Annotated in this window: 13 protein-coding genes; all 13 read right to left on the bottom strand. The window is 29.4% G+C overall.

The window, feature by feature from the left end:
* Positions 1 to 3 precede the first annotated feature (3 nt).
* A complete protein-coding gene (locus tag QQM35_RS04400) occupies positions 4 to 621 on the bottom strand; it encodes an acetyltransferase (RefSeq protein WP_251943414.1) in 618 nt (205 codons plus the stop codon).
* Positions 621 to 1,214, bottom strand: coding sequence for a sugar transferase (locus tag QQM35_RS04395; RefSeq protein WP_342610538.1), 594 nt, complete (start codon positions 1,212 to 1,214; stop codon positions 621 to 623). Before QQM35_RS04395 ends, QQM35_RS04400 begins: the two co-directional genes overlap by 1 nt.
* 3 nt (positions 1,215 to 1,217) lie before the next feature.
* Positions 1,218 to 2,465: a glycosyltransferase family 4 protein gene (locus QQM35_RS04390; protein ID WP_342610537.1), complete on the bottom strand. Its 1,248-nt coding sequence runs from the start codon at positions 2,463 to 2,465 to the stop codon at positions 1,218 to 1,220.
* Positions 2,466 to 2,492: 27 nt separating this feature from the next.
* Positions 2,493 to 3,698 carry an O-antigen ligase family protein gene (locus tag QQM35_RS04385; protein ID WP_251943419.1) on the bottom strand — a complete coding sequence of 402 codons (1,206 nt, stop codon included), beginning with the start codon at positions 3,696 to 3,698 and terminating at the stop codon, positions 2,493 to 2,495.
* Positions 3,699 to 3,732: 34 nt separating this feature from the next.
* Positions 3,733 to 4,929 carry a hypothetical protein gene (locus QQM35_RS04380; RefSeq protein WP_342610536.1) on the bottom strand — a complete coding sequence of 399 codons (1,197 nt, stop codon included), beginning with the start codon at positions 4,927 to 4,929 and terminating at the stop codon, positions 3,733 to 3,735.
* The gene (locus QQM35_RS04375; RefSeq protein ID WP_342610535.1) at positions 4,926 to 6,056 is read right to left on the bottom strand and encodes a glycosyltransferase family 4 protein; all 1,131 of its coding nucleotides are present in this window, start codon (positions 6,054 to 6,056) and stop codon (positions 4,926 to 4,928) included. The genes QQM35_RS04380 and QQM35_RS04375 overlap by 4 nt, the downstream gene beginning before the upstream one ends.
* Positions 6,057 to 6,075: 19 nt before the next feature.
* Positions 6,076 to 7,353 carry a nucleotide sugar dehydrogenase gene (locus tag QQM35_RS04370; RefSeq protein ID WP_342610534.1) on the bottom strand — a complete coding sequence of 426 codons (1,278 nt, stop codon included), beginning with the start codon at positions 7,351 to 7,353 and terminating at the stop codon, positions 6,076 to 6,078.
* A 34-nt stretch (positions 7,354 to 7,387) separates the two neighbouring features.
* Positions 7,388 to 9,157, bottom strand: a complete 1,770-nt coding sequence (locus QQM35_RS04365) for a polysaccharide biosynthesis protein (RefSeq protein WP_425356342.1) — start codon at positions 9,155 to 9,157, stop codon at positions 7,388 to 7,390.
* Positions 9,158 to 9,211: 54 nt separating this feature from the next.
* Positions 9,212 to 9,979, bottom strand: coding sequence for a tyrosine-protein phosphatase (locus tag QQM35_RS04360; RefSeq protein WP_251943430.1), 768 nt, complete (start codon positions 9,977 to 9,979; stop codon positions 9,212 to 9,214).
* Positions 9,972 to 10,667 carry a polysaccharide biosynthesis tyrosine autokinase gene (locus QQM35_RS04355; protein ID WP_251943433.1) on the bottom strand — a complete coding sequence of 232 codons (696 nt, stop codon included), beginning with the start codon at positions 10,665 to 10,667 and terminating at the stop codon, positions 9,972 to 9,974. Before QQM35_RS04355 ends, QQM35_RS04360 begins: the two co-directional genes overlap by 8 nt.
* A gap of 14 nt (positions 10,668 to 10,681) precedes the next feature.
* Entirely contained in the window at positions 10,682 to 11,347 is a 666-nt protein-coding gene (locus QQM35_RS04350; protein WP_342610532.1) for a YveK family protein, read from the bottom strand.
* Positions 11,348 to 11,580: 233 nt separating this feature from the next.
* On the bottom strand, positions 11,581 to 12,084 hold the full coding sequence (locus tag QQM35_RS04345; RefSeq protein WP_342610531.1) for a GNAT family N-acetyltransferase: 504 nt from the start codon (positions 12,082 to 12,084) through the stop codon (positions 11,581 to 11,583).
* Between the two features lie 214 nt (positions 12,085 to 12,298).
* Positions 12,299 to 13,489 (bottom strand): glycine C-acetyltransferase, encoded by a 1,191-nt coding sequence (locus QQM35_RS04340; RefSeq protein ID WP_251943438.1) that lies wholly within the window; start codon positions 13,487 to 13,489, stop codon positions 12,299 to 12,301.
* Positions 13,490 to 13,518: the final 29 nt, after the last annotated feature.

Genomic DNA, 13,518 nt, shown 5'->3' with positions numbered 1-13,518 from the left:
TATTCACTCCTTTGGTTTGGCAGGTGTACCTATAACTGTTTGTTCTGAAGGTACATCTTCAATTACAGTAGCTCCTGCACCGACAATACTATTACTGCCAATTTTCACTTGAGGTAGTACGTTAGAACCAATTGCGACATGTGCTAATTCACCTACTGTTACACCACCAGCTAAAAGTGCGCCTGGTGAAATGTGGACATAATCCTCAATTACATTGTCATGCTCTACAACTGCTCCTGAATTCACAATTGCATGATTTCCTATACGAGTATCCGCATTTATTACAACGAGGGGCATTACGACTGTACCTCTCCCTATTGAACTAAATGGACTTATAATGGCTGAAGGATGTATAAGCGTAGCGAACTGTTCTATATTCAAACCATATTTCAAAACAATTTTTTCTCTAACATGATTATTACCAATCGCTATAATAAAAAAATGGTCCGATGAATACTTATTAATATTGTTTAAATTATCAAAAAATAAATCATCTTGTTCATAATAAGATTCAATCGCATTATCTAAGTAGCCAACTAACTGATATTCACCTTGAGCTAAAATAATATCCCTAATGACTTTAGAATGACCACCTTTACCAATCATAATAAGTTGTTTCATTAGCTATTACCTTTAAACCTTTCCATTGTGACATGTGCATCTGTACTAATATCTTTTTTCTTTAAAACATTCTCAACTGTTTTGTATAAAATATACATATCTAATTTGAATGATTGGTTTTCAGCGTACCAAACATCTAATTTAAATTTTTGTTCCCAAGTAATTGCATTGCGTCCATTGATTTGCGCCCATCCGGTAATCCCCGGTTTTACGCTGTGCCTTTTTCTCTGTTCTTCATTATATAACGGCAAATATTCCATCAATAAAGGTCTAGGGCCAACTAAACTTAAATCACCTTTAAGCACATTAATAAGTTGAGGCAATTCATCAATACTTGCACTTCTTATTGTACTACCTAGTTTAGTCATCCTTTGTTCATCAGGTAATAATTCACCATATTCATCTTTTTCATCAGTCATCGTACGAAATTTGTATATTTCAAATGGCACTTCGTCTTTACCTGGTCGTGTTTGCCTAAATAACACAGGTTTACCTAATTTTTTAGCAATCAAAATAGAAGATACGACAATAATAGGAGATGTTATCACCAAACCTATTAAGCTAACTGTAAAGTCAAATAATCTTTTAAGCAAAGTTTACACCTCCTCATTTTCTATTACTTTTATTAATTTTGAAGTTAACTTTTCAAAATCAAATTCGTGCGCCGCACTTCTTGCATTTTCACCTTGTTCAAATGATTTTCTTTCATTATTAGACATTTCTATAATAGCATTAGCTATCATATCAGGTGTTTGTTTATCAAGGCACACACCTGCATTAAACCTATCTATTACGCTATAACCTGTTTGATAAGTCTGTAAAATTGGCTTCCCAGCTGCCAAATACTCAAATAATTTATTCTGACTTTGCCCGTATTTATTTAGTTGCGTACTTTTATTATGAAGAATGTTAGCATAGGATTGTTTTAAAATAGAAGGTATATATTTTTTTGGTACACTACCTTTAAACTCAATATTTGTTAAACCTAACTTCTGCACTTTATCTATTAAATATTCTCTTTTGTCACCATTTCCGTAGATTAAAATTTTTATATCTGATTTTTTATACTTGTTTTGTATAAGGTCCGCCGCTTCAACTAAAACCTCTATATTATTCACTTTTCTAATAGATCCTGTATATACGAACGCTTTTATATCATATTCTAGATTTTTATTTACAAAAAAGTTTTGACTATTGTAATCAAAATCACTTAAAACTACACCATTGCTAATATGGTATATTTTATTTTTGTTTATTTTATTAAACCATCCTTTATTTTTGATATAGTCTTTACCACCCTCCCATGTCATTATAATTGCGTCCGCTTTTTGGTAAATTATCTTTTCACATTTGTACATAAGCTTGCTTAGTATATTTTTTTCACTTAATATTCCGTAAGCTACAATACTTTCTGGCCATAAATCTCTAATCTCCACTATACAAGGGATATTTAATTTCTTTGCTATTCTTAACCCAACCATCAAAGTTAATGGGTGGACACTAGAGGCCACAATAATATCCGGTTTCCCATATTTACTCACAAATTCATTAGATAGATTCAATAAATTTTTGCTAAATGTTAATATGTTTATGATTCGTTTATAATTATTTTTTTCGTATAAACTTGATTTCACGAAAATAAATGGTATATCATTTTTTATTTTTCTTATATACTTACCACCGTTCAAACTAATTACATCTTTTGAATTATGACGCGTATTAGCGCAAAAAATACTTACATCATACCCATTATTTTTTAAATTTTGGCTGAACCAATAATGTCTACCGCCTTCATTAAAATAATTATCTGTTGCATAATGATTTAAAATCCATACTTTTTTCATATACAATCTCCCTTTTAAATGCTTAAATTATTTATGATTCTTACTCAATGAAGTCTCAATTACTACACTTAATCCCACAGCTAAAATAAACCATTGTAATAAACCTACTGATAATTGGTTTTGAAATAATGTTATTTCAAAAGATTGATGTACTAAAATACCTACAAAATAACTACCTACTAATCTTGCTATAAAATTATTTCTTAATTTAGTTAACCCATGCCAAATCACAAGAAATAAAAGTATATTTAAAAACAAACCAATGTAGCCTATTTGCATTAATATATTTAAATATAAATTATGCGGCGACTGATCAGTAGCAATTAAATCACTTGCTAAAGTACCAGGCCCATAACCTAAAAATAGCTTTTGATTAATCATTTCTATTAATGGAACCCACAATACATTTCTACCTGACATGATACTTTTACCTGTATGGGTTACCATCCATTGTTCAGCTGAATTAAAAAAGGAAAAGGTAGGTAATATAGGGTAGACAAATACAAACATTAATATAGCTGAAATTAATAAAATAAAGAATATAAATGATAAAATCTGTGATTTACTAATGTACTTCCAAAAAGAGAATATAACTATAGAAACAAAAACACTTAATAAAATTGATCTAGCATCACTTGCTAATATTAATATAAAACTCATAAATAAAATTAAAGAATATAAAAGTTTCTTTTTTGAATATCTAAATCCTAATATCAAAAAAAATGATGAATAAAACATATACGGCCCAATTAAATTTGAATTATTATAGATACTAGCAAACATTCGTGGACATCCAGATATAATCCAAATTATGAAATGAAAAGTAATAAATAAAGTTACAAAGAGGTTAATGAATTTTAATTTTGAATAGTCAAACTTAATACAGGATACAAAAACTAATAAATTAAAGCATGATAACATCTGCAAGGTATTAATTAGGTCTTTCAAATCATACCTATTATTAATTACAGAAAAAAAACACACTACAGTAGAAATTATTATAATAAATAAAATAATAAACTGTAACGGCAAAAAATTCTTTTTGACAAATATAAAGATTAATATTCCTATTGTTGAAACTAATAAAGTCGATATAAGAGATAATAATCCTACTATTTTCAAGGAAGACTCCATTGCATTCATAGAACCTATAAGAATTAGTAGATATAAACAAACGGTTATTAATGTGGATACTTTAATTTCAAATTTTCCAGTTTTTTGGATATTTTCCATTATCATTTCCTCCTTCCTTTAGATATTTAAATTACTAATCCTCGACTTCTAACTTTAATAGAATGAATATTTCAATAATAACTTTTAGAAACATTGAAACTAACTGTGCTAATGCAATTGATAAAAGTGAGTGATTAATTAAAACCAAGAAAATTGATAAAACTATAAAAATCAACAAAATAGAAATATCTAAAACTGATTTTTTTATTATTGAATAGTATTTCAATATAAAACTTCGTACTATACTATCTACGCATACTAACCCAAAAGTAAATACCACTATAAAATAAATACTTTGGATATTATCATAATATTCATCATATAATAATTTAATTATTAATAGTCCTATAAGATAAGAAAGAGAAGATACTATTATAAATATAATTGGTAATAATAATAATAGTTTACGTTTAATTTGCTTATTAATATTATTAGATTTAGCTAAGTAACTTAAAATTACAGTTGACATCATATTAAAAGGAAGGATCATAAGTTTAGTCGGCAGTGTAGCTATATAAAACACTGTAACACTTGAAGCACCCAATAATATGTTTATAAGAAAACGATCTGAATAGTTCATTAAGGAAGCTGAAAAACCAGATAACATTAAAAAATTTAAAGAAGCATAACTAAAATCATTCATATTATACTCGAAAAACCTATTTATATTTATTTTCAATAAAATGTAAATAATTATATTTACTAATAATTCAATAACTATAAATGACAACAATATCTCCGAGATAGTTAATGGATTTATAACCAATACTAAAACATACATTAGGCTTAAAATTAAGTTAATAAAAAGTATAAAAATATAATTTTTATGTACTCGGTACCAAACTATTAGAAACATTCTACTAGTTGTTAATATTACTAAAATTGAAATTAAAAGATAACTTAGAGTATTGAATTTCGTAAAGAATAAAACCACGAAAACCATTAATAAAATCAGTAAACAATAAACTATCATCTTTTTATAAAAAATATAATATGTTTTCACTTCACGAGATTGATCAATATAAATATTTAGTTTTTTTTGATAAAGATTTGTAAAACTGGTAGCTATAGTAACGGTAAAAACATTAAAAATTCCATATAACAATAGAAAAAAACCAAACTCTTTTTGCCCTAAATGACTTTCAAAAATCGGAAATAAAATTATTTGTTGAACAGCCAGAAATAATGCTTGGGACAAAATATTTAAGAAAATATCTTTGAGAAATTTCATGTATATTTCCAATTTTTATTTAAAATATTTATATATATTTTTTGATGATTTCTAGCGTTACTTTCCCAACTAAATGCATTTTTATTTATATTACTGATTTTTACTTGAAGTGAGTTATACTCTTTATAAATTTTTTTGAATTTATCGATAAGCTCCTCGTCATTATTGGGATTCACCGCATAACCCACTCTTCCATTTTCGAAGTAATTATCAAACCCTTCATTTTTTGTATATAGAAGAGGTAAATTTTGAGTTAATGCTTCTAAATATACTAAACCAAACGTTTCATGAAAGGAGACCATAGCAAATATATGCATTGATTTCATAATATTTATTAATTCGTTTTTTGATTTTTTTCCTAAAAAAACTACATTATGGAATCTTTTTAGTTTTTCATAATATTCATTTTCAATCACTTCTCCTATTACATAAATATTTATTTTCTTATTGAAATTTTCATCATTTAAATTTCTAGCTATAAAATCTATATTTTTATTTTTCATTATTCTTCCTATAAAAAGAACGTTAATTTCATCTTTTATCACTTTATTTTCATTATTAGCATTATTAATCCAAAAATCATTAATGCCATTTGGGATTACGATTGACTTTTCAGCAACTTTACTTCTTGTATTTTCATTCTTAAATAATTTAACAAGAAATTTTTCTTTATATGATTCAGAAAGAAAAATTATTTTTTTTGCTTTGTTAATTATATTTTTAGCAACAGGATACAAGTGTTTAAAATATTTTAGATAATAATTAACGTCTGTATTTCTTATAGTAACTACATATGGTCTATTAGAAATGTAAGCCTGATATCCATCTGAAAATAAAGTATGAGCATGTACTATGTCATACTTAGTATAATCAACTTCTAAACTTTTAACCCAATTATTAATTTTTCTTTGTTTTCTAAAATATAAGAATCTATCAGCTTTATTAATTATTTGAGAATTATAAATTTTCGAATTTGTTTCTAATAAATTTGAGTTAAGATGTTTATTATCCGCTTTTTTCCTAGGCATTATTACATCATTGTAAATGTTAAAATATTCTAACCTTCTTAACATCTCACTATATAAAGGTGAATGTAAATAATTACTGTTTATATGCAATATTTTCAAACAGATTCCCTCTTTCTTTTTATAATGACCAGTATTTTCTTTTATCACTAGCATATTGTTTAAATCTATTTTTTAAATCTACAATTATAGCTGAATCTTGATTTAAGCTATTTATAAATGTCTCATCTTCAATATCTTTAAATGCTTTATGATTTACAGCATAGATCAGTACATCAATAGGTTTATCGGATTTAAACTCACTGGTAATTACACCATCAATTTCTCCTTTAAAACTTTTTGCGAACGGGTCTACTATATTTGGTTTAATTCCATAGTCATTTAGTTCTTTTATGACATCTAAGACTTTTGAATTTCTAAAATCTGGTGTATCCTCTTTAAAAGTTAATCCCGCTACAACAATGTTACAGTTAGAAGCTTTATTATTTTTCATCAATTCTTTCACTATATTTTGGGAAACAAATTGCGTCATTTGATTGTTAATCTTTCTTCCTGCTGAAATTATTTGTGAATAATAACCTAAGTTTTCTGCTTGATATATAAAGTAATATGGATCTACCCCAATACAGTGGCCCCCTACTAATCCGGGGTAAAACCCAAGGGCGTTCCATTTTGTATTCATAGCTTCGATAACTTCAAATGTATTGATACCCATCAGATTAAATACTTGTGATAATTCATTCATAAATGCAATATTGATATCTCTTTGGCTATTTTCAACTACTTTAGCACTTTCAGCGACTTTAATTGATGAAGCTTTATGTACGCCAGCTTTTATTACTTTTCCATATATTTGTGATATTACATTTAATGCTTCATCATCAATACCTGAAACTATTTTTATAATATTCTCAACTGTGTTTTTCTTGTCGCCTGGATTAATTCTTTCTGGTGAATAACCAACTTTAAAATCATGAGGTGAATTTAAACCAGAAATTTCCTCGATTAATGGAACGCATATATCTTCTGTTACACCAGGATATACAGTTGATTCATAAATGATATAATCACCTTTATTAACATATTTTGCTACTAGTTTAGTTGCACCTTCCACAGGTTTTAAATCAGGTGTATTATCTTGGTTGATAGGTGTAGGCACTGTTACTATATAAAAATCTGCATCTTTTATCTCTTCCTCTGATGAAGTAAAGTTCAGTGTCGTTTCCTTTAATTTCTCACTACCAATTTCTCCTGTTGGGTCAATATTGTTTTTATATTTTTCAATTTTCTCTGCATCAATATCAAATCCAATAACCTCAAAATGCTTTGCAAATGCAACTGCTAGAGGCATTCCTACATAACCTAATCCAATTACTGCTACTTTTCTATTTAATCCCACAATTATTAGCTCCTTTAAAAACTGTAATATAAAACTATTTATTTACAAACTTAATTAATTGTTCTTTATCAAAATGTTCGCTTAATTCTTCTATAAATTCATATAATTCTGATTTATTTTCGAGACGAACTTTACCAATATATATTTTTTCATATACTTGCTCTGGATGTATTTCATTTTCATTTAATAATTCTTCATATAGCTTTTCTCCAGGTCGTATCCCAGAAAATTCGATTCCAATATCTTCTTCTTTTTTTCCACTCAAACGAATAAGATTTCGAGCTAAATCTACAATTTTGACTGGTTCACCCATATCTAAAACAAATACTTCTCCACCTTGTGCTAAGGCACCTGCTTGTAATACAAGTCTTGAAGCTTCTGGTATAGTCATAAAATAACGCGTCATATCAGGATGGGTTACTGTAACTGGTCCACCCGCTTCTATTTGTTTCTTAAATAAAGGAATTACTGAACCTCTAGAACCTAATACATTACCAAAGCGTACAACGACAAAGTCAGTGCTACCTTCTGGTTCATTTAAACTTTGTATAATCATTTCAGCAACACGCTTTGATGCCCCCATCACATTAGGTGGGTTAACAGCTTTATCAGTTGATATCATTACAAACTTTCGTATTCCTACTTCTTTTGCCGTTTCAGCAATATTCCTTGTACCAATAATATTGTTTCTTACTGCTTCTCTAGGGTTGTATTCCATTAATGGTACGTGTTTATGTGCTGCAGCATGGTAGATTACATATGGTTTAAATTCATTTACCACTTCTTGTAAACGCGTTTTGTTTTGAATATCTGCGATAACTGGGATAACTTCAATCTCTTTACCGTATTTATTAGTTAGCTCATGGTGGATTAAATAAATGCTATTCTCTCCATGACCAAGTAAAATAATTTTATTAGGCTTAAATTTACATACTTGCCTACAGATTTCTGAGCCAATAGAGCCTCCAGCACCCGTTATCATGATTGTTTTATTTGTTAATTCTTTAGAAATCATTGCCATATCTAGTTCAACTGGGTCTCTTCCTAACAAGTCTTCAATTTTCACTTTTTTAAGTTGGTTTACTTCCAATTCTCCCGACATTACATCTTCTATGCTTGGCATTTTAAACATTTCTACGCCATCGATATTACAAATTTCGTTAATTTCTTTTAGCCTATCTGCGCTTAAAGTTGGAATAGCAATAATAATTTTTTTAATTTCATATTTCTTTACAAGCATCGGTATATCATTGATAACACCTTGTACTTTGACACCTTCAGCAATCGCAATACGTTGTTTATTGATATCATCATCTACTGCTAAGACTGGTTCCATTCTCATATTAGGGCTTCTTAACATTTGTCGTATTAGTAAAGATCCACCTTGCCCAGCTCCTACAATAAGCGTTGGCGTTTTTTTTACCGATTTCCCTACAATGTATTTTCGATAAATTCTCCAAAATATCCTTGAACCACCTATGAGTATGAGATGCATCATCCACGTAATGAAATACAATCTAAAAAATGGTGATATTCCTGTAAATATTGGTACGATAACAATCGTGGCAATAATAGAACTAGAAACTGCCCGAACTACTAGCAATAATTCACTTACACTCGCATATTCCCAAGCACGATGATATAAGTTAAATAACGCAGCAAATAAATGGTGAAATACCAAAAGACTGATTGCGGAAAACAATAATACTTTTATTGAATAATTTTCAAAATAGGGTTCTAGAATAAAATATCCTAAAAATACTGAGAAAGTCACTATTAATGAATCGATTAATATTAGTCCCATTAAGCGAACTTTCTTTGAAATCTGTGTCACAAAACATCCCTCATTTATTTATTTCTAAAATATCCCAAACCACTTTTTCTTTTTATAATCTTGAATTGGTCTATATTTAGTGATTTTTTCATTATTTATTAATTTTTTTGCATTTGTTAAATATTCATTTAAATCCCCATGATAATCTTCTAATTTCTTGTTATCGAAGAGTGAATTCATTATAAATGGTCTTTCGTTTGTGCTATGTGCATCTGAAGCAATAAAATGTACCAAGTTATTTTCTATCATTTTGATTGAATTTTGCGTTACTTTTTTACCAAATTGACCTGTCAATGATCCAGAAGTAAGTTGTGCTAAAGCGCCACTGTTGACCAAATCAAAAAGCACATCCAAGTCTTGACTAATAACTTTGTTTCTCTCTGGATGTGCGATGATTGGAATATATCCCATATTTTGTAATGTATAAAAAAGATTTTGTGTATAATGTGGAACTTCATTAGAAGGGAATTCAATTAATAGATATTGCGAATCATTTATTCCGGAAATAGAACCTGTATCAATTTCCTCAATAATACGATCCGTTATTCTTATCTCTTGGCCATGGTATATATTGATATTTATTTTTTCTTCATTGATTAACTCTTTTAAAGTATTGATATTATTTTTTACTGATTGAATATCATTATTAAAACGTGTCGTTAAGTGATGTGGTGTGGCAATAATATCTGTCACGCCTTCGTTCGATGCTTGCTTAAGTAAAGTAATAGCTTCTTCTTTCGATTGAGGCCCATCATCTACATTAATCAAAATATGATTATGTATATCAAACATTGCCCTCATCTCCATAGTAATTGTAATAATTTGAATTCTTTTCTACTTTTGACTTATTAAATACAACACCAATTACTTTTCCAAAAGATTTTTCTAGTAATTCTTTGGCTTTAATGACTTCTTTCTTATCATTTTTTTCACTATCAATGACTAAGATGCAATTTTCTACCAACTGTGCATACAATTGTGCATCAGTCACAGTAGTCACTGGCGGAGTGTCTATTACAATAAAATCGTACTCTGCTAATAAATGTTGAAACAATTCTTCAAATTTTTTTGAACCAATTAATTCAGATGGATTTGGTGGCACTGGACCTGCCGTTAAAACATCTAAATTGTCTACGTGCGTATTTTTTATTGCATCTTTTTTAATTACTTTACCAATAATTAAATTAGAAAGACCGCTTTGGTTTGATAAATTAAACAAATAATGTTGTGTGGGCTTTCTCATATCTCCATCGATTACTAAAGTTTTATAACCTGCTTGGGCGTAAGTAATTGCTAAATTAGCAGAAACTGTACTTTTACCAGATGATGGTTTCTCAGAAGATATCAAAACACTCCCAATCTCTTCATTTGCATTCGAAAACATAATGTTTGAACGAATACCTCTAAATTTCTCACTGACAATAGATTTGGGTTTATTATGCACTATTAATGGTGAAACATTTCGTTTAGATCTAGACATATTTACATTCCCTTCTACTCATATTTCTGTATTGAACCTAATACTGGTATATCTAGTAGTCGTTCAACATCTTCTTCATTTTTAATACGTTTATCAAACAGTGCTTTAAATCCTATGATTAATAGAGCTAATGCTAAACCAATAAATATACCTAACGCTAAATTGATAATTGTTTTAGGCTCTACTTGCTTACTCGTTCCGTCTGCATGAGATAATATAGAAACGTTATCTACACTCATAATTTTGGGAACTTCCTTACTAAACACATTTGCGTAAGCATTCGCTATTTTCTCAGATTCTTTTTTATCTTTACTTGTAATATTGATATTTAATAACTGAGTTTCTGCTTGATTATTTACCGATAACATACTTTCAAGTTCTTTAGATGTGTATTTGTTGTCTAACTTTTCTGATACTTTATTAATAATTCTAGGGCTTTTTACTATTTCCGAGTATGTATTCACTAGTTGTATGTTGCTTTGAACTTCTTGTGCCATCATCTTGGGGTCTTTTTCTTTTTCATTTACGAGTACTTGGGTAGTTGCCTGATATTTATTGTCTATAAAGAAAAATGAAATTATTGCACTGATGAGTAAGAATATTAAAGGTAGTATAATTAATAATTTCAAATTATTCTTTAGCATCTTTAAGATCTTAGTTAAATCCACTGTACTTTCCATGTATACCTCCTGAAAAAAGTTAAATTTAATATTATTAAACCAAATAAATCAGTTTTGTACAAGACTCTTTTTCGCTTTTGAAAATATTTTTTCTTGAATTTACACATACTTAATAATTATATAACCTTGTTGTAATTTACATTTTAGGGCGCAATAATTTTGTAAAACAACAAAAACCCTCTAACCTTCGCAATATCACGAAGGTTAGAGGGTTCTACTCATTTTATAATATTTTATCCATTTTCTATGATAAATCTACGAAATACTGTGCCATCTTCTCTATGATATGACTCAATTTCTTCTCCACCATTGTTCATTATGACAGCGGCTGAAGCGTCATTGCCTTGTTTACACGTTACTAAAACTTCTGTAATTCCAATTCTTGAGGCATAATCTAACGATTTTTTAAGAATTTTTGTACCATAGCCTTTGCCACGATATTTTTTTCGAACGCCATATCCGATATGTCCCACAGCTTTTTTCAAACGGTCATTGAGTTCATGACGTATATTGGCAGCTCCTATGATTTCGTCATCATCAATTAAAAATAGTGTTGTATTATCTACAAAACCATCACTTGATTTACTATCTGCTAAGAAATGAACTAATTGTGAAAAATTATCATATCTCGTAATGTTTGTTATACTTGGCACAATCTTTTCATCATGGTCAATCCATTCGCTGATATAGTTACAATATAGTGGTTCATCTGCCATGGTTAATTCTCTAAATTCCATTTTTGACGCTCCCTTCCGTTACAACATTCAATTTCTGTTTTTACGTTTCATATGAACACTATGATATAAAATTAGCTAACGCTCTCATAATAAGACCTATAAAAATGAAATGCAACCACATTTATTTATTAAAATATTGCATTTTCGACAAAAATATAACGTTCGAAAATTGCGATACTTTATCTTCGAACGTTATGTTATGTTATGTTTTTAATTACTTAATCGTACCGAGTTCTTTTCCAACCTTTTCATATGCCTTCAGAGCTTGATCTAACATTTCTTTAGTATGTGCGGCTGTTGGCATATTTCTCACACGGCCTGTTCCTTTTGGTACTGTAGGGAAGACAATTGATTTAACATAGACGCCTTCTTCCTTTAAACGTTGGCTGAACATTTGTGTTTCCTTTTCATCTCCAATAATGACAGGTGTGATTGGTGATTCTGACTCGCCAATATTAAATCCTAAATCTTTTAATCCAGCCTTTAAGTAATTCCCGTTATCCCATAATTTGTCATGTAATTCAGTTGAATTCATAAGCTTTTTAACGGCTTCAGTAATTGCTTTTGTATCTCCTGGTGCTAATGATGTAGAGAAAAGGAATGGTCTTGATTGTGCCTTCAACCAATCGATGAGTGATTGCGTACCTGCTACATACCCACCAACTACTCCAATTGCTTTAGATAATGTTCCAATTTGAAAATCTATCTTATCTTGTAAACCGAAATGTTTCACCGTACCAGCGCCTTTCCCCATTACGCCAGAACCATGAGCATCATCTACGTACGTAATCAAACCGTATGTTTCAGCAATTTCTACAATTTCAGGTAACTTTGCTACATCACCATCCATACTAAATACGCCATCAGTAATATACATAACTTTGTTAAATTGTCCTGATTCTACAGCCTCTTTCGCTTTTGCTCTTAAATCATCCATATCAGAATGGTTTACGCGAATGATCTTAGCTTTAGATAAGCGACAACCATCAATAATAGAAGCGTGATTCAGTTCATCAGATAAGATTGCATCATGCTTATTCATTACTGCAGAAATTGCAGCCATATTACAGTTAAACCCAGATTGATAGGCAATAGCAGCTTCTGTACCTTTAAATTCAGCAAGTGTTTCTTCTAATTCGTCATGTAAATCAAGTGTTCCATTAATCGATCTTACTGCACCAGCACCTACGCCGTGAGAATCGATTGCTTCTTTAGCAGCTTGCTTTAAATCTTCGTCTGTCGCAAGACCTAAATAGTTGTTAGAAGATAAGTTGATGTATTGCTTACCATTAATCTTTATTTCCGGTCCGTTGGCACCTTCGATTGAATCAATTTCGTTATATAGACCGTTATCTTTTAAATATTGAATGTTGTCATCTAAAAATGAGTGTAGAGATTGAACCATGACACATCCCCCTTTGAATAGTATTAATC

Source organism: Staphylococcus hsinchuensis (assembly GCF_038789205.1).
GTDB classification, from domain to species: domain Bacteria; phylum Bacillota; class Bacilli; order Staphylococcales; family Staphylococcaceae; genus Staphylococcus; species Staphylococcus hsinchuensis.
The sequence above is the reverse complement of the archived record's forward strand: the minus strand, read 5'-3'. Positions and strand labels throughout refer to the sequence as shown.

Excerpts from the sequence above, each read along its gene's own strand:
- QQM35_RS04400 (WP_251943414.1), bottom strand. The coding sequence starts at position 621 with ATGAAACAACTTATTATGATTGGTAAAGGTGGTCATTCTAAAGTCATT.
- QQM35_RS04390 (WP_342610537.1), bottom strand. The coding sequence starts at position 2,465 with ATGAAAAAAGTATGGATTTTAAATCATTATGCAACAGATAATTATTTT.
- QQM35_RS04385 (WP_251943419.1), bottom strand. The coding sequence starts at position 3,698 with ATGGAAAATATCCAAAAAACTGGAAAATTTGAAATTAAAGTATCCACA.
- QQM35_RS04380 (WP_342610536.1), bottom strand. The coding sequence starts at position 4,929 with ATGAAATTTCTCAAAGATATTTTCTTAAATATTTTGTCCCAAGCATTA.
- QQM35_RS04365 (WP_425356342.1), bottom strand. The coding sequence starts at position 9,157 with ATGGGACTAATATTAATCGATTCATTAATAGTGACTTTCTCAGTATTT.
- QQM35_RS04360 (WP_251943430.1), bottom strand. The coding sequence starts at position 9,979 with ATGTTTGATATACATAATCATATTTTGATTAATGTAGATGATGGGCCT.
- QQM35_RS04355 (WP_251943433.1), bottom strand. The coding sequence starts at position 10,667 with ATGTCTAGATCTAAACGAAATGTTTCACCATTAATAGTGCATAATAAA.
- QQM35_RS04350 (WP_342610532.1), bottom strand. The coding sequence starts at position 11,347 with ATGGAAAGTACAGTGGATTTAACTAAGATCTTAAAGATGCTAAAGAAT.
- QQM35_RS04345 (WP_342610531.1), bottom strand. The coding sequence starts at position 12,084 with ATGGAATTTAGAGAATTAACCATGGCAGATGAACCACTATATTGTAAC.
- QQM35_RS04340 (WP_251943438.1), bottom strand. The coding sequence starts at position 13,489 with ATGGTTCAATCTCTACACTCATTTTTAGATGACAACATTCAATATTTA.